The organism is Oceanicoccus sagamiensis (genome assembly GCF_002117105.1).
GTDB lineage: Bacteria > Pseudomonadota > Gammaproteobacteria > Pseudomonadales > Dasaniaceae > Oceanicoccus > Oceanicoccus sagamiensis.
This window is the reverse complement of record NZ_CP019343.1, coordinates 2,628,043-2,650,029: the sequence shown is the minus strand read 5'-3', so window position 1 is coordinate 2,650,029 and position 21,987 is coordinate 2,628,043. Positions and strand designations below refer to the sequence as shown.

The following is a 21,987-nucleotide window of genomic DNA, read 5'->3' as shown; positions in this document are numbered from 1 at the left end:
AATGCCAAAGGTTGGCTCAGCGCTATTAAATAGACTGACCACACCGCTTTTATTAGCGGTGATCTCTTTGTGTTCGCCCATAGATACCCTGGCTGAGAGTATTCCGGTCACCTTTGTCGTGGTAAAAAACGACGGCATCTATAAAAAAATTATTAACTCTACCGAGCAATCACTCAATACAGCCGGTATTGAGATTGATAAAACCATTATAGAAATCAAAAAACCGCAACCGGCGCAATTGAAAAATAACGCCGACCAGATAATCTCCATTGGTACTAAAGCGGCTGCCTTTTCTTACCAGCAATACCCTGACAAGGCCATCACTAACGCACTTATTACTCACTCCAGTTTTCAACAACTTGCTCAGGACAATATTACCGACGCCAACCAGGCCAGCAACCAGCCAATCACACCCTTATTTATCGACCAACCGATATCACGGTTTTTTGCACTGGGCTTGCAACTGGTGCCAGAGTCAAAAACCATTGGCCTGCTGGTTGGCCCATCCAATAAAGCGCAAATACCGAATATCAGAGCCAAAGCCAAAAAACTTGGTCTCAGTGTCAATATTGCCCTGCTTGAACCTGATAGCAATCCGATAAAAATTATTGAGCCCATTATGCGCAGCAGTGATTTTTTTATCGTGCTGCCCGATAGAAAACATATTAACCAGCTGGCGGCAAAATGGACCTTGCCACTGAGCTACCGCTACCGCAAACCCTTAATCGCCTATTCTCATAAATATGTTGATGCTGGCGCACTGGCCTCGGTGTATAGCTCTCCTGAAAATGTGGCATCCGCCATCGCCCAGCAACTGATGAAAGGCACTCAAGCATCCACCAGCAAGCCGGATAATAGCGCGTTCTTTTCCGTCACCATTAACCGCTCTGTAGCCCGCTCACTGCGTATAAACACACAGTCACCCGAGTTTTACCAGCAACAGATACGAGCTGGGGAGGTGACCACCGAATGAGTTTTAGGCAACGCTTCACGGGCATTCGCAGCCGTCTGTTACTGATATCGATAGCACCTATCCTGACGGTTGCTGCCGCGTTATCCTGGTTCGCTTTAACCACCCAGAATGAAGCCTTAAATCGCTCACTGGTTGACTCCGGCGAAACCACCGCAGCGTTTCTTGCCTCTGCGGCTGAATTAAGTATGTATGCAGAAGATAGAAACTCACTGGAAAACCTGGGCCGCAGTGCCATGCGTTTCCCTTCCACCGCCAGTGTGGGCTTTATCAATAGCAATAATGACTTGATAGCTGTTACCGGCAACCCGGCCATTATGGTACCTCGCTATATCCAGCCATGTATTACAGAAAGCCGCTTTGACACCGATGACTACTTACATATTTGCAAACCGATTATTGAAAGCATCCAGCAATTATCCGACTTTGGTTCTGAAGAAGAGGATGACGATAATGCCAGCCCGCAACAATATGGCTGGGTGTCTTTAGCCATCAGTCGGGAACAGCTGTATCAACAAGAGCGCTCAAACCTTCATATTATCGGCTCGATTACCTTCAATGTGGTGTTAATTGTTTCTATCCTGGCCTTAAGAATTGGCCGCAGTATTTCAGCCCCGGTACTCTCGCTGGAAAAAACCGTTAGCGACCTCGGCGCAGGCAAGTATGACAGCCATGCCAAAGAAGTTGGCCCCGTAGAAACCCAGGCATTGGCACGGGGTATTAATAGCCTTGCCGCAGCCGTAGCCACCTCCCAGGAACAACTGGAGCAGCGGGTAAAAGATGCCACCTTGCAGCTCACCCTGGCATTAAAAAATATTGGCGATAAAAATACTGACCTGGAAAAAGCCCAACAAGATTTGAAATTGGCCATGGCAGCCAAAGACCAATTTTTGGCCAGAATGAGCCATGAACTGCGAACACCTCTAACAGCAGTCACTGGCTTCTCTCGGCTATTGCATCAATCTAAAATGAATGACACTCAAACACAGTACAGCGAAAATATTGTGGCTGCTTCTGAGCTATTAATGGGCACCATTGATGGCATTCTGGATTTTTCAAAATTGCAGGAGCAGGCTCTGCCGATTGAAAGCATTGAGTTTAATTGTCGCGAAGCCATGGAAAGTCTGATCGCCATGCAAGCCTATCAGGCTCATAGTAAAGCGCTGGAACTGGTACTGATTATAGATCCTGATGTACCTGTCACCTTACAGGGCGATCCCACCCGTATTAAACAAATTATTAACAACCTGTTAAGCAACGCGATTAAGTTTACCGATCAGGGTGAAGTGATACTGCATATCTCTTCACTCCAGGACAGTACGGAAAAAGCGCAGCTATGCTTTCAGGTTATCGATTCAGGCATTGGCATGAATGAGGAAAGCCAACAGCGATTATTCCAGCCCTTCTCTCAGGCAGACGATTCGATTACCCGCCGCTTCGGTGGCACCGGCCTTGGCCTTGTCATTTGCAAACAACTGCTGGATTTAATGGGTGGCAGTATCAGCATTAATAGCACACTAAATCAAGGCAGTACCTTTACTGTCACGCTGGAGCTTGCCAAGAGTAAAACGCTGCAACCCGCTCCGACAGCATTGGGCAAGCCATTAAATATTGCTGTACTTGAAACCCACGACAGCTCTCGCCAGGCACTATCCAGCTTACTGGCTCATCTGGAAGGCAAACTAAGCACCCATCACTCAGCACAACAACTATTAACAGAGCTGAGCAACGATAACAGTACCGACCTGATTATTATCGGACTGGCTGCTGACACCAGTGAGCAGAAGGATATTGCCGAGCAACTCGCGGCGATCAGAGAATATTTTAGTGGCCCTATCCTGATTTTAACCAGCCACAGTCATCTGGACCATCAACTTCCGGAGTCGCTCTGGCAACAGGCCGCACCTATTCACCATTTATCCAGACCGCTGCGCCAACATATTTTAATGGCCAAACTGCAAGAACTGATTGGCCAAAAACCACAGCAAGATAAACCGCCTGCAGCAATGATCCAACACTTAAAAGGCCTGCAAATCCTGGTAGCCGAAGACAACAGCTATAACCAGCAACTGATCCAGTCTGTACTTGAAATGCTGGGCGCTAAAGTGCTTACCGCCGATAACGGTGAAGAGGCTGTGCAGCAATTTAAGCAGCATAAAGTGGATGTGGTGCTGATGGATATTCATATGCCCGTGATGGATGGTATAACCGCAACAGCACAGATTGCTGACTTATCCGGCGAAGAAGGTATTCCCATCCTTGGCCTAACCGCCAATATTATGGAAAACGAACGTACCGCGCTATTTCAAGCGGGCGCTGTGGATATATTATTTAAACCACTGGATGAACAAAAACTGCTGCAAGCTATCGCTGAGCTAACGGGTATTACCCTCACCGAGACATCAACCGCCACCGAACCATTGCTAGAGTCTGTCGCCTCCAGGCAATCACTGGCGGAAGAACTTAATCGACTGGTTAATAATTTAGACCAGGCAATCCATAACAACCAAGCCGAAGCCATTTCTGACATCACCCATGAAATGCTTGGGCTGTCAGGTATTTTCGGCACCGACGACATTACCACCGCTATTAATACTTTGCGCTCCAGCTTAAAAGCCGAGGCAGAGCAGAGCCAGCTCATCTCACAATTGGACCTATTAAAAGCTACTATAGCCAAGTTATAAAGCACGATTTTGCAAAAATTCCCGTTGGGTTGATTAAAAAGCCTTGCGCTATATCCAAGAATAATAAAAGCTGAGTTTATCAATAGTGGATAACCCGATCATGCAAAGCTGGATTATTAACACGGCAAAAAAATCTATCAGCCTTAATTCTGTACTGGTGGCATTGATGCTGACCTTGCCTGTTAATGGCTCAGCTAAAAGTGCGGCGGTGACTGAAGATGATATGTTCAGTGATATCCCTCTGGTTACCGGAGCCAGCCACTTCCCACAGACTATCGCTGAGGCCCCGACCTCCGTATCCATTATTGACCGCCAAATGATCGATGCTTCCGCAGCTGTAGAGATTGTCGACCTGTTTCGCCTAATACCCGGTTTCCAGGTCTATATGCCCCACTACGGCCGCCCCGCGATTAATTACCATGGCTTCCCGCAGGAATATTCCTACCGCATGGAGGTTAAAATCGATGGCCGCTCGGTTTATGAACCGTCAGAAAATGCCGTGCTGTGGTCAACGCTAGGTATAGAGCTTGATGATATTGACTATATCGAAGTCATTCGCGGCGCCAATGCACCGGCTGATGGCGCTAACGCCACCACCGCCTCGATCAACATTATTACCCGAGCCCCCATTGCCAACAAAGGCTGGCGAGTACGCGCCGTAGCCGGTGATTGGGACACACAGAATATTTCAGCCGCTTATAGCGGTATAGAAGAAGGCTTTACCTACAAAATCAATGGCGGCTACCGCTATAACAGCGGCTTCCCGGAAAGCAGTGAGTATGCCTTTAGTGATGATACTGAAACCAGCTATATCAATCTGCGTACCATTATCACACCGACCTTATATGATTCGATTGATATTCAAGTCGGCTATAGCGATAACAATATTGACATGGCCGATAGCGGCCGCTCCATCAGCGTTGACGATATTATCAAATGGGATTATGAGAGCTACTACCTGTTTAGCCATTGGGAGCGACGCTTAGCAAATCAGGACAGCTTTGAACTTCTGTTCTATTACAACCATGCTGATATAGATGCACCGGAGGAGCTGGGTTTATTTTCAGATTTTCTTGGGGTATCTCCGGGCGATGTACCCGGCATTTTCCCCGGCCTCGATGATTTTGAGATTATTTTTGGCCTCTATGACAGCTATGCGGAACGCAGCGATATAGAGTTTCGCTACAAAGGCGAACTGGGCGCCAGTACTCGCTATATGGTGGGCCTGGCAAGCCGCTATGACCGTATGAAAAGCGAGCGGCAATTTGTGGATGCCGTGGACGTTGAAGAAAGTTCGCAGCGCCTGTTCAGCAACCTTGAAGCCAAGCCCTCAGAGCACTGGACCCTGAATGCCGGGGTGATTGTAGAATATAATACAGTAGTTAACGACTATAGCTCTTACCGGGTTTCCGCTAACTACCATATCACCACAAACCACACCCTCCGCGTGGCCTACAACAATGGCGAGCGTTCGCCGGGGCTCTATGAAGCCAACCAGCAAAGCGGCGTCACCGAAGCGGGCTATATCCTCGATATAGACACCTTTGCGCCGGACAATCTAAAAACCGAAAAATTTGAAAGTCAGGAAATCAGCTATTACGGCAGCCTGCTAGATCAGGCACTCACCATCGAAGTGAAATTATTTAAAGAAAAAAGCCGTGATCTGGTGAAATATACCAATCTGGATACCTCCAGCTATTTTGGCTTTAGCGATCTCAATGAAGACTTTACCCTGAGGACCAACTCCGCCTGGGTCGATACCGAAGGGCTAGAAACGCAGATTAAATACCAGCCTGATCGCCACTGGCTTATCAACTTCCAATACAGCTATACCGACCATGAAGGCCTGTGGCTAAGGCAGATCTTTGATGATGTCAGGGTTCGCTACAAAAACTGGGACGATATTGTACCCGCAGAAATGACCAGCCTGACCACCGCCTACTTTTTTGATTCCGGGCTAGAAACCAGCTTGATGGTCTATTACCAGGATGAAGCCGACTGGGAGCAAGGTGACCCGTCTGATGACTATGTTCGGGTTGATGCCCGTCTGGCCAAACGGCTGCGGATGGATGACAAAGAAGTGCTGGTCGAATTGATCGGGCAGAATATTTTTGACCAGGAATACACCGAATTTCATCGAATTAATGCCTATGAGAGCCGCTATCTGCTAAGGGCCACTCTGGGTTTCTGAGCAATAAGCATAGATGTAATACTTAAGTACTATATCTTTCTTCATACTTTATGACCAAACTATACCCTGTGCTGATAGTGAGGGGGAGGGACTTCCGCAATATAGGGATCGTTGCGCTACGCCACATATGCCCCCACTAGGGAAGGGGGCCATTTTCCTTCCTTTAAAAGCAACCATCACCCTGCCCTGCTTAGCAAAGCGCCCCAGTCAAAAGCCTCATAAATAGTAAGCCCAAAATACGTACTAATACTTAGGTATTATTTACCTCTGTGCCTTTTAGGGCCAGACTAAGGCCTGTGATGATAGTGAGGGAGACGGATTTCTCCGTATATGGAAGGTAACACTTCAACGCATATGCCCCCTTAATGGATGGGGGCAATTTATTCCCTGCTTACTGCGCTTTCCAGGGCGCCACTTTAAACAGTAATAACATCCCCGGTATTGCAATCAGCGCACACAGTAAAAAGAAACTGGTCCAGCCCGTATATTCAACAATCACCCCGGTTACTGCATTGGCAAAGGTTCTTGGCAAAGCCGTCAGGGCCGTTAGCAGCGCAAATTGAGTGGCCGCATAACGCTTGTCGGTTTCTCTGGCAATAAAGGCTACAAAGGCCGCCGTGCCAAGACCCACCCCTAAATATTCAAAGGTGATCACCCCGGCCAATAACCACAAATTAGCACCGACCTCCGCTAACAGGGCAAAACCCAGAATACTAATTAACTGCACCACACCAAAAATCCACAAGGCCCGGTTAATGCCCAGCTTAATCATCCATACCCCACCCAGCAGACCGCCAATAATCATCGGCCATAAACCGGCATTTTTAGCCACTACACCTATTTCAGTTTTGGTAAAGCCAAGGTCCAGATAAAACACCGACGACAAAGCGGTGGCCATACTGTCGCCGACTTTATAGAAAAACATAAAGGCCAGAATCAACAGGGCTGAGGTCAGGGTTTTACGGGTAAAGAACTCTTTAAAAGGGTCGACAATGGCGGATTGCAAGGTAGCCGGTGTACCCTCCACTCTGGGGGCTCCTTAACCAGCAAGGTCATGGCTATACCCGGCAACATAAAAGCAGCCACAATCCAAAAAACGGTAGTCCAGGACATAAAGTCCGCCAGAATCAAAGCCAGCGACCCCGGCACCAAACCCGCTATGCGATAAGCCTGAACATGAATGGTATTACCCAAGCCCAACTCGGAGTCCGGCAAAATCTCCCGACGCAAGGCATCGAGCACAATATCCTGGCTGGCGCTAAAAAACGCCAACGCCAACGCCATATAAGCGACCGTTAACAAAGATAACTGTGGGTCTAACATACCCAACAGACCTATCAACAAAAGGCTGGCAATCTGCATAGGCAGCAACCAGCCACGGCGACGCCCTAACAGTGGCAGGGTATATCGATCCATCAAAGGCGCCCACAGAAACTTCAGGGTATAGGGCATACCCACGAGGGCAAAAAGGCCGATCTCTGTCAGGCTGGCATTATTTTCCCGCAACCAGACCTGCAACAATTGAATAATGACATAGAGGGGCAAACCGGAACTAAAGCCGGTAAAAACACAGATCAACATGCGCCGATTAAAAATAGCCTGCTTTAATTCCGGGCTAATCAAGAAAAATCCTTAACAGACAATATATTAATCGGATCGCTCCAGTACTAGTCTCTAAAATTATTAAACTGCAAGGGCTGACCTAACTCTTCTTCGCGTAAAAATGCCATTACCTGCTGTAAATCATCGCGCTTCTTACCAGTCACCCGCACCTGATCGCCCTGAATTTGCGATTGCACTTTCATTTTTTTCTCTTTGATCAGTTTCACAATCTTTCTGGCCAAATCCGACTCCAGACCATTTTGCATGGTAACCAACTGCTTTACTTGCTTACCCGCTGTTTCAATCTCACCCATAGTCATTGCCAACGGGTCAATTTTGCACTTGATCAATGCCGTGCGCAGCATATCTTCCATTTGTGTTATTTGAAAATCCGCCTCGGCAAAAATCGTCACCGTTAGCTCATTGCGCTCAAATTTGGCATCCACTCCCTTAAAATCAAAGCGGGTCTGGATAATACGCCCCGCCTGATCAACCGCATTGGTAAATTCATGGGCATCAACTTCAGAGACAATATCAAAGCTAGGCATGGCGTTTCCTTAAAACTTATCAAGATGATTTATGGAGCTGGCATGATCTTAACAAGAATGATTGTTCGGCACGAGTAGATTATACTCAGCCCCATCATTACTAAGAAACAATGTTATTCCAGCCAGCGCAGTTTGCTGCCCAGGACACATACTTTAAATAAGGCCAAGCGTAATAAGCACTGTCACTGCAAAACAAGTAGGGTGGATTATAATCCACCAAACCCAGCCCGGAGCCGTCACAAGCGGTGGATTATAATCCACCCTACGGGCTTGACTACAACCCGTCTGCGTGACAATGACAAACAGAACGACCCAACAAAAGACTGACAACCATGAAACAACTTATCCTCGGCGGCGCTCGCTCTGGCAAAAGCTCCCTGGCAGAACAACTGGCTAAAGCCAGCGGCAAAACCGTTATCTATATCGCCACCACCGATACTCGATATAACGATCATGAAATGGATCAGCGCATTGCCCACCATCAGCAAAGCCGGCCTGCCAGCTGGCCAACGATAGAAGAGCCACTATTACTCGCCGAACAACTGCAACAGCAAGCCAGTAACGACCACTGCCTACTGGTTGACTGCCTTAGCCTATGGCTAAGTAATTGTCTGATGCAGGAGGATAAAGACATTTGGGGGCAGCAACGCCAACAATTACTGGATAGTATTGCAACACTACCCGGCGACCTGATTTTAGTGGGCAATGAAGTAGGTTCTGGCATTATTCCTTTGGGGGAAATTAACCGCCGCTTTGTGGATGAAACCGGTTTTTTACACCAGGCACTAGCCAAACAGTGTGACCGTGTCGTATTAACCGCTGCGGGCTTGCCACTGGTCATGAAAGGGGAGCCTTTATCGTGAGCTGGCTAGAGCAGAGTATTAAAAGCCCCTGTGAACAATCTATATTGGCGGCCAACAACCGCCAACAGCAACTGACCAAACCGCCGGGCTCTTTGGGGCAGCTGGAAACGCTAGCCATTCAGTTAGCAGGACTGCAAGCCAGTGAAACACCTCATATAGATACTATCGCCATCAGTATTTTTGCCGCAGACCATGGTATCGCCGAGGAACAAGTCTCTGCGTTTCCACAAGCCGTTACCGCAGAAATGATTAGAAACTTTGCCCATGGCGGCGCGGCGATTTCAGTCTTAGCCAAACAGTTAAACGCCAATCTGCGTGTCTCAAACCTCGGCACAGTGAGTGAATTAGAAACCATAGCAGGCGTTGAAGATAATCGCCTCGCCGCTGGCACCGCTAACTTTTCCAAAGCACCGGCAATGACCGAGGAACAATGCCAGCAAGCATTGGCTATTGGCAAAAAACATATTGATCAAGCCAATGCGGATATCTTTATTGGCGGTGAAATGGGTATTGCCAATACCACCTCAGCCACCGCCCTCGCCTGTGCTTTACTACAAAAGCCGGCCTCAGTATTAACGGGCCCGGGCACAGGTATTAACCATAAAACCCTGCGGCATAAACAAGCGGTTATTGAAGCAGCCTTAGACCTGCACCAAGCCAATCCAGAGCAACCGCTTGAATGCCTGCGCCTATTAGGTGGTTTTGAAATTGCCGCATTAACAGGGGCTTTTATCCGTGGCGCGCAAGTGGGTATGCCGCTATTGGTTGATGGCTTTATCGCCTCCATTGCAGCACTCACTGCCCTGCGCTATCAACCCGATATTGCGCCGTGGTTAATCCTCGGCCACCAGTCTGCCGAACCCGGCCATAAAGCCATCGTAGCTGCCTTAGACAAATCGCCGCTATTACAACTAGATATGCGCCTTGGCGAAGCCAGCGGCGCTGCCTGCGCTATTCCTTTATTACAATTAGCCTGTACACTGCATAACACGATGGCAACTTTTGATAGTGCCAATATCAGTGCAGCCACCCTATGACAACAGCAGAGTTTCAAACGACCACCATTGATATCTTACGCCACGGGCAAACCGTAGCCGACGATATTTTACGTGGCCGTATTGACGTGGCCTTATCCGATCATGGCTACCAGCAAATGCAGCAACGGCTAGGCCCCCTGATCGAGCCTACAGCCCCCTGGCAGCAAATTATCACTTCACCACTGCAACGCTGCGCCGCCTTTGCCGATGATATTAAGCAACAACATGGTACGCCGGTAACAATTAATCAGGGCTTTCTGGAAATGGATTTTGGTGACTGGGATGGCAAACCCTTTGCAGAATTAAAAGCTAACGACCCTGTACTGTTTAGTAAAATCTGGCGGCAGCCACACCTTTATAGCCCACCTAACGGTGAAGCGTTTACCGATTTTTCCACCCGGATTGGCTCGGCATGGAATAGCCTGATAGAACAACATTGCGGCCAACATATTTTACTGATTTGTCACGGCGGGGTAATCCGCGCCCTGCTAGGGCATATTATGGAAACACCACTCACTGCACTATCACGCATTGAAGTACCCTATGCCTGTTTAAGCCGAGTCAAAGTTCACCACCAACAGGGTGAAGACCATTGGCCACAACTAATTTTTCACAACGTCCATCAGTAGGCTAACTATGAGTCATTGGTTAAAAGCCCTTGCTACCGCGTTTATCTTTTTAACACGCTTACCTATGCCGCAATTTGAACGCATCGAACCTGAAGATGAGGGGCGTTCCTTATTATGCTTTCCCGTTGTCGGCTTAGTTATCGGGCTAATGATGTGGGTACTGGCAAAAGCCTTGTTTCCCTTAACCTCCCCGTTAGTGATCGCCGCCTTGCTCATCGCGTTTTGGGCCGCTATTACTGGTGGGCTTCATTTAGATGGTTTAGCTGACAGTGCAGATGGCTGGTTGGGCGGTATTAATGATGTCGATAGAACACTGGAAATTATGCATGACTCACGCTGCGGCAGCGGAGCACTGACTGCCGTGATCTGTGTACTACTGGTTAAATTTGCTGCTTTAACGGTGATTGTGCAGCATCAACTATGGATGGCATTAATCATAGCGCCGATACTGGGGCGCTGTATCGCGCCTTTATTATTTATCCCCGGCCCCTTTCTCTATGCTCCCTATGTGCAACCCTCCGGCATTGCCAAACATTTTATTGACCACTGTCCGGTTATTGCCAGACATACAACTTTGGCGGTTATTATTCTTTGCGGCTTGGTGTTAGGCAATATCGCTGCCGGAGTAATCATTATTGGTAGCTGTGCATTGATGTTATTTTTATTACGCCGGTTAATGCTGCAACGCTTAGGCGGGGCTACAGGTGATACCGCAGGGGCGGCTACAGAAATTATTGAGGCAACAGTTTTGCTTAGTGCTGGTATTGCACTGGTTTAATTAATCACGTTGCTGGGCTTTCGCCGCTTTATCTTCCTCCCAGCCATTATCCATCACTACATTTGTCAGCTTGCCGCTTTTTATCCAGCCTTCCTGTTCCAGCATGGGTTCATCATAAAATTTCTCAACATGGCCCAGACATAAAATAGCGATGGGTTTAGTATCCGCTGGCATACCCAGTAAATCACGCACTGCATCAGGATCAAACAAAGAAACCCACCCCAAACCTATACCCTCCGCTCTGGCAGCAAGCCACATATTTTGAATAGCGCAAGATACTGAAGCTAAATCCATTTCTGGCAGGGTACGGCGGCCAAAGACAAAATTTTCACGTTTATCCATTAGCCCAACCACCAGCAACTCACCACAGTCCATAATCCCTTCAACTTTTAACTGCATAAATTCATCTTCACGCTGCTGCAATGCCTGAGCGGTTTTAACCCTCTCCTGCTCGGCTAAAAGATGTAAGGACTGACGGATAGTTGGGTCACTAATACGCATAAACCGCCAGGGCTGCATCATGCCAACACTGGGTGCCGCATGAGCTGCTGCCAAAAGTTTATTGAGAATATCGGGGTCGACCGGTGTCGGTAAAAAGTGACGCATATCCCGCCGCTGATAAATCGCGTTATAAACCGCTTGCTTATGATCTTCAGGAAATTCGTGGGACATGGTCAGCTTATATCTGGAATATGTGCGAGGCAGTATAGTGCGTAGGGTGGATTATAATCCACCATTTTCCCCCAGCATAGTTTGGTGGATTACAATCCACCCTACCGCCCAACTTGACTTTAAAACCCTAAAACCCTAAAGTGCGCGCCAACTGTAGCAGGTGCTGATCTAACGAACTCGCTGTTTGAGCGCGTGAAATCACTGAAATGGGAAGTCCGGTTCAAGTCCGGCGCTGCCCCCGCAACGGTAACTGGTTAAACACCAGAAGCCCGATACCAGCCTTTTGCAGCACACCTCTTTTAGCGGTGTACAACGATGATGCGGAGGGCGTCGTCAGTGGTTTTTTTATCTCCACGCTATTCCCTCCCTCATGCACTTTTTATCGGGCAACTGCCCCCTTTGCATTGAGGAACCACAATGAAGAAATATTTATCCCTGGCTATTGCTGCGGCAATTTCAAGCCAAACATTGGCTGCCAGCCATACCGACTCAACCAGCGCTAATAAAAAAGCTGAAGAAATCATTGTTACTGCAACGCGTACCGAGCAAAGCATTGCCGATACACTGTCTTCAGTCACCGTATTTAACCGTGATGATATCGAAAAATTTCAAACGCGCAGCTTATCTGAACTGTTATCAAAAGCAGCGGGTATCACTATTAGCAATAACGGTGGCCGCGGCTCATCAAGCGGTGTTTCCCTGCGTGGCAATCAAACCGATCACACCCTATTTCTAGTTGACGGCATTCGCATTGGCAGCTCAACACTGGGCACATCACCACTGGAACTGATCGACCCGGAATTAATCGAGCGTGTTGAAATTGTCCGTGGGCCAAAATCAAGCTTATACGGCTCTGACGCGCTGGGTGGTGTAATTAATATCATTACCCGCAAAGCCAATAACGACCAACCGCTTAACGTAAAAGCAGGCATTGGCAACAACAATAGCAACCAAACCTCTGTCAGCTATGGGCAGCGTGGCAGCAACTATCAGGCCAACCTGACCGCCTCTTATATCTATACCGGCGGCTATGACAATACAGAAAGCACAACCCCACCCAGCGATGACGACGATGCATTCCGGCAAACAGCCCTGGGCTTTAACGGTGCTGTCGATATTAATAAAGACCTGAATGTTTCACTGAGTTACCAGTACAACGAAGCGGAATCCGAATACGATAATAGCTGTAGTGATGGCATTACTTACGCACCGGTACTCTGTTCGCCTTATTCCGACTCAACCACTGAAGCGCTAAACCTTTCTGCTGCTTTGGATATCACCAGCAACTGGACCAGCATCCTTAGCGTAGGCCAATCCAAAGACGAATCTGAAACACTGGCCGATGATGTGGATATGCTAACCACAACCAGCGGCGGTGAATTTAATACGGAAAAAACGGATATTAGCTGGCTAAACAATCTCCAGCTCAATAAAGAGCTGCTGCTAACACTGGGCTATGATTACTTAAATGAAGAAGTGAACGGCACTACCGATTACGATGTTGATGAGCGTGATAACGACGGTTATTTTGCCCAACTGCAATTTAATCAAGGGGCATTCTCAGCCAATCTGGGTGCTCGCCACGATGACAATGAACAGTTCGACAGTCATGAAACCTATAATCTTGCCGGTGGCTATGCGATTAACGACGATCTGAAAGTGATTGCCAGCTACGGTGAAGCCTTTAAAGCGCCGACCTTTAACGATTTATATTTCCCTAACTTCGGCGACCCGACTATGGTGCCAGAAGAATCGGAGAATTATGAAATTGGCTTAAAAGGGTTTAATACCGGCTTTAACTGGTCTGTCAGCCTTTTCCAGAATGATATTGAAAACCTGATTCAGTACAACAGCGATATCTTCGCCAACGACCAAATTGCCTCTGCTACCATTGAAGGTATTGAGATTATCGTTGATGGCGAGATTGCTGGCTGGACGGTTAATACAGCTATCACCGTGTTAGACACCGAAGATGATGCCACCGGCAATAGCCTGGCCCGTCGCCCGGAAGAAACCCTGAATATTGATATAGACCGCAGCTTTGATCAGTGGTCAGTGGGTGCAACCTTCTATGCCTCTGCCAGTCGTTATAATGATGCAGCCAATAATTCAGAGCTAAGTGGCTATGGCACCGTCGCATTGCGTGGTGCTTACACCCTCAGCGATGAGTGGAAGCTACAACTTAAAGCCGACAATATCTTCGAAAAGGATTATGTGCTATCACAGGCATCATCATTCACAGGTCTTGGGGACTACCAGCAGCCCGGATTAGAAGTTTTGTTTTCCGTTGTTTATACTCCAAAGTTGTAAGCACCTCTCCGGGAGGCTGGTAACAGCCTCCTTTTATTGGCTAACAGGTAGCAACGATCATGACCGATAAAAACACCCGTCACAAAAAAAGCATGGAAAAGCAAAAGGCCAAGGTCGATGACAAAATCGCCAAGGCTGATGAAGAGCGCGGCGTCGTTATTTTATTAACCGGCGACGGCAAAGGAAAATCCAGTTCCGCCTTTGGTATGGTAATGCGCAGTATTGGCTACGGTCATAAAGTAGGCGTTGTGCAATTTATTAAAGGTGTGCAGCTATCCGGTGAAGAAATCTTTATCCGCGATAAGCACCCCGAAGTTGATTTTTACCAGATGGGCACCGGCTTTACCTGGAATACCCAGGATAGAGATAGCGATATTGCTGCCGCAGAACGCACCTGGGTAGAAGCGGAAAGAATGCTACAGGATGATTCATTGCGTTTAGTAGTTCTGGATGAACTGACTTATATGCTGGCCTATAAATATCTTGATGAAGATACCATTCTTAATGCCATTAAAAATCGCCCCAGAGAAATGAGTGTGATTGTTACTGGCAGAGGCGGCGGCAGCGGTATTCGGGAAGTGGCCGATACTGTTTCTGAAATCAAAGATGTTAAACACGCTTTCCGCGCTGGGGTTAAAGCCCGTCAAGGCGTTGATTTGTGAAATTCGGCGCTGCGTTATTAGCATCGTTATTCTTATTGGCTGCCATTGGCAGCCATGCTGAGAGTATTACCAAACCGCAGCGCATTGTTTCACTTTCTCTTTGCACCGATCAAATCCTGCTAAAACTGGTTGAAAAAGAGCGCATTGCCGCGATAGCCTTTCTTAGTCAGGACCCAATTTACTCTTATGAATGGAAAGCCGCACAGGGTATTAATACCCATACAGGTTTAGCCGAAAGCATTGTACCGCTACAGCCTGATTTAATTATTGGTTCAAAATATACCACCGGCAACGCTGTGCAAATGATGTCACAGCTAGGTTATAAAACCACGACCTTTGCCTCACCCACTACCCTTGCCGAAGCTGAAGACTTTGCCAGAGCTATAGGCCAAATTGTTGGCGAGCCGGAGCGGGCCGAGCAATTAATTTTATCCATGCGTGCTGATATCAGTAAAGCAAAAACCTTGGTAGAAAATCTTCCTGCTCAAGTCGCTATTAGCTATGGACCTAACGGCTTTACTGCTGGAAAACGCACCCTAAAGCATGAGATTTTTAAGGCGGCAGGTTATACCAATCTCGCTGCCGATCTGGGTATTGAATACTACGGCAATATCTCCCTTGAACAACTGGTGATTTCCAACCCCGATGTCGTGGTTATTGATGAGGATATTCCCGACCAGAATTCACTGGCACAAAACTTTGTAACTCACCCCGTGTTAAAAAGATTATTAGGCAATAGCAATCTGGTCAGCGTACCTACCAATCATTGGATTTGCCCCGGCCCTCTAGCCAGCAAAGCTATTTTGGCACTGGCGGAGCAACGCCAATGATGATTCGCCAAGGGTATCTACTGATACTGATGACAGCGGCTACTATCGCCTTATTTTTTGCCGCATTGCATATTGGCCCGGCGGATATCAATATCCTGCAAGCTTTGATTGATAACCTCGACAATAGCAACACTTTAGCCGCCATGATTCTTAGCGAAATCCGCTTACCCCGTGCGCTATTAGCCGTTGTAGTGGGTGCCACTCTGGGCCTGGCCGGAGCAGCTATGCAAGGTTTATTAAGAAACCCTCTGGCAGGACCTGGCTTAGTTGGTGTTTCCAATTGCGCCGCTCTCGGCGCTGTTATCGCACTGTATTTTGGTTGGGGAACCGCCGTGTGGTTTGCGGTACCCGCCGCGGGCATGGTAGGTGCTGCCATTTCCGTCGTCTTAATTTTTATGATTGGCGGCTATAAAAGCAATGTAATGACACTGCTATTAGCCGGTGTGGCGGTTAATGCCGTAGCCTCCTCGCTTATTTCTCTGGCGCTTAACTTTGCCCCCAACCCTTATGCCATGTCTGAAATGGTTTATTGGTTATTGGGCTCATTGGCCAATCGTAGTCTGGCGGATGTTCAGTTAGCCACACCCTTTATGATTGCCGGTTGGTTACTGATTTTAAGTAGTGGCCGCTTTTTAAATGCCTTGAGCCTGGGTGAAGAAACCGCGCAGTCTTTAGGTTTTCATTTAGCCAAACAGCGCACCATTATTGTTATCGGCGTTGCCTTAAGTGTGGGTGCTGCGGTATCGGTTAGCGGCAATATTGGTTTTGTCGGTTTATTAGTACCGCATATTTTACGCCCTTTGGTCGGTTATGAGCCCGGACGACTATTAGCCGCCAGCGCCTTTGGCGGTGCGCTGATGGTATTAATCGCCGATATTGCGGTGCAAATAATTTCGCCGGACCAGGAATTAAAACTTGGCGTAGTAACAGCATTGGTCGGTGGCCCGTTCTTTCTTTATTTAATTATTAAAACGCGAAATACACTGATATGAAGCTGCAAGGAAATAATCTTTCGCTGCGCTTTAATGGCAGTGATATTTTAAACAATGTCGATATCACTGTTGATGCCGGTGACTTTGTCGGCCTGATTGGGCCCAATGGTGCAGGTAAAACCTCACTACTTAGAATACTGGCCAACTTGCAGCAACCAGACAGCGGCACTATTCGGCTCGATAACAACAACCTTAGTAGCATTAACCGCAAACAACTGGCACAAACGCTGGGCTACCTTGAACAGGGCGCACCGGCGCACTGGCCATTGCAAGTTAGACGCTTGGTTGAGCTGGGCCGCCTACCCTATTTAAGCCCATGGGGTCAGCTAAGCGGTAAGGATAAAGCCATTGTTGATAACGCCATGGCACAGGCGGAAGTAGAGCATTTGTCGGAACGTATTATTAGCACCCTTTCTGGCGGTGAGCGCTTAAGAGTGTTAATTGCCAGAATGTTTGCCACCGAACCCAATATTGTTTTAGCCGATGAACCGATTGCCGCTTTAGACCCCTATCATCAATTACATACTATGGAATTATTCCGTGAGCATTGTGATCGCGGCGGTAGCGCTGTGGTGGTGATGCATGATTTAAATATGGCCGCACGCTTTTGTGATCGGTTAGTACTGCTTAATCAAGGTGAAGTAGCCTGTGAAGGCAGCGTAGCTACCGTATTAACCGAAGACAATCTCGCCTCGGTTTATGGCATTTATGCTCAGCTGGACCAGCAAAGCACCGCGGGCATTACGGTGATACCAACAGGTCGTATTCCGCATTAACCGCCTGTCTAAGTAAGATAGCCAAACGATCCCGATCGTCCTTTGCTGACAATAAACCAAATCGTAATAAGGTATTCTCCCCATCGGGCAAAGGCCACTGGCGGATCAAGATACCCCCTTTAGCCAATGCCTCGGCAATCGCTGCTGCCATCGTCTTATCGACTTTCACCGATACAAATAAGGCCGTACTGTAAATTTTTTGCTGTGGGAATACCGAGTCTAATAATGACAACATCCATTGGCTATGGTTAAGCAACCGTAGCCTGGCCAGCTGCTGCCAAGACCTATCAGCCAATGCACAGGCTGCCACATACTGCGAAACACCCGACACCGACCATAACACCATCCGCGCCGATAACTGCTCAAGAAAGGTTTTTTCGGCAAGGGCGAAACCTATACGGATACCAGCCAGGCCAAAAAACTTACCGACAGACCGCAGTACCACCACCCCCGGAAGCTCACTATAGGGAGCAAAACTTTTATTGGCCTCTTCATTTTGAAAAGCATCATTAAAGGTATCAATAAAGGCCTCATCAATAATTAACCAGCCCCCCTTAACACTTAGCTTTTTTTGCCATTTTTTTAAAGATGCAATGCTTTGAACCTTGCCTGTTGGGTTATTGGGATTTATCACAACAGCGCAATCCACATCACCCTCTATGATTAATCTATTTAATGTCTGCGTATCAAAGCCGGAATACTGGATTACCTGATGACCACAGCGCTGCCAATGGTAAATATGCTCCTGGTAACCCACATCAGGAATAGCAACCCGACATGGTTGACGCATAGCCGGTATAGCCTCAATTAAAGGCTGGCTACCAGCAGCCAGTAATAAATGGCCAACCTGATAGTATTTTTTTGCAGCCGATATCAATATCTCTAGAGGGTGAGTAGGTAATTGATAAAAGTATTTTTCTGGAATATCAGGAATAGGATAGGCATCAGGATTAATGCCGGTTGAACAATCGAGCCATTGTTCTGGCACAATACCAAAGCGCTGACTGGCCGATTGTATATCGCCACCATGAGCAGGGTTGGTTTTTGCATCACTCATTAAAATATCCAGTCCAGAATAGCAATAACAAGCACCCATAATATCAAGCTACGCTTCAGTAAATCCAAAGCTTTGGCAATATCTTCTGCCTCAACGGTATTACCACAACCCAAAGCTGGCCGTGACTGTAACTGGCCACCATAAACCGCCTCGCCACCTAAAATAATATTAAGGCTACCAGCGCCTGCTGCCATAACAGGCCCGGCGTTTGGGCTTTTCCAATATCTGCCCTGCTCAAACCAACACTGTATACCCTGACTAAAATTCCCCACCAGTGAATAACTTAAGGCGACTAATCGTGCCGGTAAATAGTTAAGCCCATCATCCAGCTTTGCCGCAGCCCAACCAAAATAACGATAACGTTTATTTTTATAACCCCACATAGCATCCAGCGTATTGACCACCCGATAGATCAACACACCGTAAAGCCCAAACAGGCAGAACCAAAAGATCGCGGCAAAAATACCGTCACTGCCGTTTTCCAAAACAGACTCGCAAGTGGCAGAAGCAATAGCCCGCTCATCCAGTTCATCGGTATCCCGGCTAACCATCATGGATAAGGTATAACGGGCTTGTTCAATATCAGCAGCGCACAGAGGGGCACTTACTGCCATGGCATGCTCGGTTAAGCTTCTTGGCGCAATCGTGATATACACCACCAATACGGGAATCAACCAAGCCATGATCGCATTAGCTGCCGCCATAGTGCTAAGAATAAAGGCAAGTACAACAGTGGCGGTGAGAATAATCAGCAAAGCCATAATCCCGCTAAGCCGATTATCTTGCCAGAGTATTTTTTCCAATCTGTCGGCAAGCGCGCCAAAAACCACCAGGGGATGAAAGCGTTTCGGCTCGCCCAATAAATAATCGACTGCAATAGCCATTACAATCGTAAAGATCATCATTTAAGCCAACTGATTAAGTATGATTAAACACAAAAATAAGGATGAAGATGCTACCATAGGACCTTATCTGAAAGTAGCCACCGACGGTAATTACCAGGAAAATATGCCCGCAACAGAAATAGCAAAAATCACTACTGACAACCCCTGGTATATTCTTGGGGCGGGAGCTATGGGTTGCTTATGGGCCAGTTATTTAACACTGGCCGGGTTGCCAGTGGTATTAATCACCCGTAATAAACGCAACGGTAACGCTATTAATTTGACTAAAGCCAATCATTCACAAAGCATAACCATTAAACAAATAACCCTTGGCGAACTTAAACCATCAACACTGACTATAAAACACTTGCTGGTAACAACAAAAGCCCAGCAAACTATAAGCGCTCTATCCGATATCAAACCCCATATCGATAATGATGCAATATTATTTATTCTACAAAACGGTATGGCTGGCAAACACATTGCAAACTTGCTGCCTACACAACAACTAATTACGGGTATTACCACCGATGGCGCTTATCGAACCGATGAACTATCTGTGGTTCATGCTGGCACTGGTGAAACACTGCTTGGTGACAAGTCTATTATTGACTGCTTGCCAAAAAATCATTTGGCTATCAAGTTCTGCGACGATATTGATAACAAGCAGTGGCAAAAACTAGCTATCAACTGCGCCATTAATGGCTTAACCGCGATTTATCAATGCCGCAATGGTGAATTGTTAGAAAACGAAGAGGCCTTAAGCCGTATTAAATTGCTGTGTAATGAAATTACTGCAGTAATGCATGCCTTAGGCTTAAGCGTGCATCAGAGTATTTTTGATCAAACGCTTCACACCTTAACTATAACTGCCGATAACTACTCTTCGATGTATCAAGATTGCCAACAGCAACAAAGCACTGAAATTGATTTTATTAATGGTTACTTATGTAGCGAAGCCCAGCGATTGAATATCAACTGCCCTGAAAATCAACGGGTACTGGCCGCTATTAAACAGATCGAACAATCCTATGCCCAATAAAACATTAATGGTACAAGGCACTACCAGTGACGCAGGCAAAAGTGTACTGGTTGCCGGACTATGTCGAGTACTGGCAAGAAGGGGCGTCAAGGTTGCGCCGTTTAAACCGCAAAATATGGCCCTAAACAGCGCCGTCACTGAAGACGGTGGTGAAATTGGCAGAGCGCAAGCGGTGCAGGCTCAAGCTTGTAATATTCCAGCCCATACTGATTTTAATCCGGTATTACTGAAACCTAACAGTGACACTGGGGCGCAGGTGATTATCCACGGTAAAGCTGTTACCGATATGGAAGCGACGGCCTATCATCATTATAAAACGACTGCGATGTCCGCGGTACTGGACTCCCACCAGCGCTTATGCGATCAATACGATGCCATTATTGTTGAAGGTGCAGGCAGCCCCGCTGAAATTAATTTGCGCGACCGGGATATTGCCAATATGGGCTTTGCCGAAGCGGTAGACTGCCCAGTAATTATTGTGGCGGATATTGATCGCGGTGGTGTGTTTGCACATTTAGTAGGTACGCTGGCGTTACTGTCCGAATCTGAGCAGCAGCGGGTGATTGGTTTTGTAATTAATCGCTTTCGCGGCGACATGGCTTTGTTACAACCCGGTATCGATTGGCTGGAAACCTATACCAACAAACCGGTACTAGCCACTCTGCCCTATCTGCAAGGTTTTCATCTCGAAGCCGAAGATGCGATTGAACAATCGCAACAACTTACTGACGAAAAACCGCTATATATTGCAGTGCTGGTGCTATCGCGGATTAGCAACCATACGGACTTTGATGCATTAAGGTTGCACCCCCAGGTAAATTTGCAATATATAGGACCGAATCAAACCATTCCTCCCAGCGATTTAATTATTATCCCCGGTACTAAAAGCGTGCGTGCAGATCTGCAATGGCTAAAAGATCAGGGCTGGGATATCAGCATCACTAAGCATTTACGTTATGGCGGAAAATTACTGGGCATTTGCGGCGGCTTCCAAATGCTGGGCACACAGATTAGTGATCCGCTGGGTATTGAAAGCGAAGCTGGCAGCAGCGACGCACTGGGTTTGCTGGACTTTACGACGATGCTGGAAGCCAACAAGCAATTACGTCAGGTGAGTGGTGAGTTAGTACTTAATCACTCCGCCGTCGATGCCTATGAAATCCATGCCGGTGTTAGCACGGGCCCCGCTTTAAACGCACCCTTCGCCACGATTAACAACACTAACGAAGGCGCTATATCGGAAGACCAGGCAATTATTGGTACTTATCTGCATGGCCTATTCGACCATAGCGAAGCCCGCAATGCCTTATTGGTCTGGGCAGGCTTGGATAAGGTAGAAGCCTTTGATTATAAAGCGTTGCAGGAACAGGAAATTAACCGACTGGCCGATACGATTGAAGAACATATGGATTTGGATAAGACTTTTGGCAACCAATACTCGTAGGGTGGATTAAAATCCA

General features: G+C 47.4%; 20 protein-coding genes and 1 riboswitch. Of the genes, 14 read left to right on the top strand and 6 right to left on the bottom strand.

The window, feature by feature from the left end:
- The first annotated feature begins 1 nt into the window (after window position 1).
- The 3 genes from BST96_RS12100 to BST96_RS12090 all read left to right on the top strand — a co-directional run bounded on the left by BST96_RS12100 (window position 2) and on the right by BST96_RS12090 (window position 5,845).
- Window positions 2-973 carry an ABC transporter substrate-binding protein gene (locus tag BST96_RS12100; RefSeq protein ID WP_085758960.1) on the top strand — a complete coding sequence of 324 codons (972 nt, stop codon included), beginning with the start codon at window positions 2-4 and terminating at the stop codon, window positions 971-973.
- Window positions 970-3,654 (top strand): ATP-binding protein, encoded by a 2,685-nt coding sequence (locus BST96_RS12095; protein ID WP_085758959.1) that lies wholly within the window; start codon window positions 970-972, stop codon window positions 3,652-3,654. The genes BST96_RS12100 and BST96_RS12095 overlap by 4 nt, the downstream gene beginning before the upstream one ends.
- Window positions 3,655-3,754: 100 nt before the next feature.
- A complete protein-coding gene (locus tag BST96_RS12090) occupies window positions 3,755-5,845 on the top strand; it encodes a TonB-dependent receptor plug domain-containing protein (protein WP_085758958.1) in 2,091 nt (696 codons plus the stop codon).
- A 391-nt stretch (window positions 5,846-6,236) separates the two neighbouring features.
- Here BST96_RS12090 and BST96_RS21385 read toward each other — a convergent pair whose 3' ends face one another.
- The 3 genes from BST96_RS21385 to BST96_RS12080 are packed head-to-tail and all read right to left on the bottom strand — an operon-like array spanning window position 6,237 to window position 7,995.
- A complete protein-coding gene (locus BST96_RS21385; protein ID WP_338043274.1) occupies window positions 6,237-6,872 on the bottom strand; it encodes an MFS transporter in 636 nt (211 codons plus the stop codon).
- Window positions 6,797-7,468, bottom strand: coding sequence for an MFS transporter (locus tag BST96_RS21380; RefSeq protein ID WP_338043273.1), 672 nt, complete (start codon window positions 7,466-7,468; stop codon window positions 6,797-6,799). The genes BST96_RS21385 and BST96_RS21380 overlap by 76 nt, the downstream gene beginning before the upstream one ends.
- Before the next feature lie 44 nt (window positions 7,469-7,512).
- Entirely contained in the window at window positions 7,513-7,995 is a 483-nt protein-coding gene (locus BST96_RS12080) for a YajQ family cyclic di-GMP-binding protein (protein ID WP_085758957.1), read from the bottom strand.
- A 332-nt stretch (window positions 7,996-8,327) separates the two neighbouring features.
- Here BST96_RS12080 and cobU point away from each other — a divergent pair, with 332 nt between their 5' ends.
- Genes cobU through cobS form a run of 4 tightly spaced genes read left to right on the top strand, consistent with a single transcriptional unit; the run spans window position 8,328 to window position 11,302 of the window.
- Window positions 8,328-8,858, top strand: a complete 531-nt coding sequence (cobU, locus tag BST96_RS12075; protein ID WP_085758956.1) for a bifunctional adenosylcobinamide kinase/adenosylcobinamide-phosphate guanylyltransferase — start codon at window positions 8,328-8,330, stop codon at window positions 8,856-8,858.
- Window positions 8,855-9,895 carry a nicotinate-nucleotide--dimethylbenzimidazole phosphoribosyltransferase gene (cobT, locus tag BST96_RS12070; protein WP_085758955.1) on the top strand — a complete coding sequence of 347 codons (1,041 nt, stop codon included), beginning with the start codon at window positions 8,855-8,857 and terminating at the stop codon, window positions 9,893-9,895. The genes cobU and cobT overlap by 4 nt, the downstream gene beginning before the upstream one ends.
- The gene (locus BST96_RS12065; RefSeq protein ID WP_085758954.1) at window positions 9,892-10,524 is read left to right on the top strand and encodes a histidine phosphatase family protein; all 633 of its coding nucleotides are present in this window, start codon (window positions 9,892-9,894) and stop codon (window positions 10,522-10,524) included. Before cobT ends, BST96_RS12065 begins: the two co-directional genes overlap by 4 nt.
- 7 nt (window positions 10,525-10,531) lie before the next feature.
- Window positions 10,532-11,302, top strand: a complete 771-nt coding sequence (cobS, locus tag BST96_RS12060; RefSeq protein WP_085758953.1) for an adenosylcobinamide-GDP ribazoletransferase — start codon at window positions 10,532-10,534, stop codon at window positions 11,300-11,302.
- Here the strand turns inward: cobS and bluB are convergent, their stop codons facing one another.
- Window positions 11,303-11,974, bottom strand: coding sequence for a 5,6-dimethylbenzimidazole synthase (gene bluB / locus BST96_RS12055; RefSeq protein WP_085758952.1), 672 nt, complete (start codon window positions 11,972-11,974; stop codon window positions 11,303-11,305).
- A 170-nt stretch (window positions 11,975-12,144) separates the two neighbouring features.
- Window positions 12,145-12,272, top strand: a riboswitch (cobalamin riboswitch).
- A gap of 119 nt (window positions 12,273-12,391) precedes the next feature.
- On the opposite strand from bluB, the gene BST96_RS12050 reads away from it, so the two are divergent.
- The 5 genes from BST96_RS12050 to BST96_RS12030 are packed head-to-tail and all read left to right on the top strand — an operon-like array spanning window position 12,392 to window position 17,544.
- A complete protein-coding gene (locus tag BST96_RS12050; RefSeq protein ID WP_085758951.1) occupies window positions 12,392-14,284 on the top strand; it encodes a TonB-dependent receptor domain-containing protein in 1,893 nt (630 codons plus the stop codon).
- Between the two features lie 59 nt (window positions 14,285-14,343).
- Window positions 14,344-14,946: a cob(I)yrinic acid a,c-diamide adenosyltransferase gene (cobO, locus tag BST96_RS12045; protein WP_085758950.1), complete on the top strand. Its 603-nt coding sequence runs from the start codon at window positions 14,344-14,346 to the stop codon at window positions 14,944-14,946.
- Complete coding sequence (locus tag BST96_RS12040; protein WP_085758949.1) at window positions 14,943-15,776, top strand: ABC transporter substrate-binding protein; 834 nt, start codon at window positions 14,943-14,945, stop codon at window positions 15,774-15,776. Before cobO ends, BST96_RS12040 begins: the two co-directional genes overlap by 4 nt.
- Window positions 15,773-16,768 (top strand): FecCD family ABC transporter permease, encoded by a 996-nt coding sequence (locus BST96_RS12035; RefSeq protein WP_169713980.1) that lies wholly within the window; start codon window positions 15,773-15,775, stop codon window positions 16,766-16,768. The genes BST96_RS12040 and BST96_RS12035 overlap by 4 nt, the downstream gene beginning before the upstream one ends.
- Complete coding sequence (locus tag BST96_RS12030) at window positions 16,765-17,544, top strand: ABC transporter ATP-binding protein (RefSeq protein ID WP_085758948.1); 780 nt, start codon at window positions 16,765-16,767, stop codon at window positions 17,542-17,544. Before BST96_RS12035 ends, BST96_RS12030 begins: the two co-directional genes overlap by 4 nt.
- Here BST96_RS12030 and BST96_RS12025 read toward each other — a convergent pair.
- Both BST96_RS12025 and cbiB read right to left on the bottom strand, forming a co-directional pair.
- A complete protein-coding gene (locus tag BST96_RS12025) occupies window positions 17,510-18,601 on the bottom strand; it encodes a threonine-phosphate decarboxylase (RefSeq protein WP_169713979.1) in 1,092 nt (363 codons plus the stop codon). The genes BST96_RS12030 and BST96_RS12025 overlap by 35 nt on opposite strands.
- Window positions 18,601-19,506 carry an adenosylcobinamide-phosphate synthase CbiB gene (gene cbiB / locus BST96_RS12020; protein WP_085758946.1) on the bottom strand — a complete coding sequence of 302 codons (906 nt, stop codon included), beginning with the start codon at window positions 19,504-19,506 and terminating at the stop codon, window positions 18,601-18,603. The genes BST96_RS12025 and cbiB overlap by 1 nt, the downstream gene beginning before the upstream one ends.
- A 19-nt stretch (window positions 19,507-19,525) precedes the next feature.
- Between cbiB and BST96_RS12015 the strand changes: the two genes are divergently transcribed.
- Window positions 19,526-20,527: a ketopantoate reductase family protein gene (locus BST96_RS12015; RefSeq protein WP_085758945.1), complete on the top strand. Its 1,002-nt coding sequence runs from the start codon at window positions 19,526-19,528 to the stop codon at window positions 20,525-20,527.
- Complete coding sequence (locus tag BST96_RS12010) at window positions 20,517-21,971, top strand: cobyric acid synthase (protein ID WP_085758944.1); 1,455 nt, start codon at window positions 20,517-20,519, stop codon at window positions 21,969-21,971. The genes BST96_RS12015 and BST96_RS12010 overlap by 11 nt, the downstream gene beginning before the upstream one ends.
- Window positions 21,972-21,987: the final 16 nt, after the last annotated feature.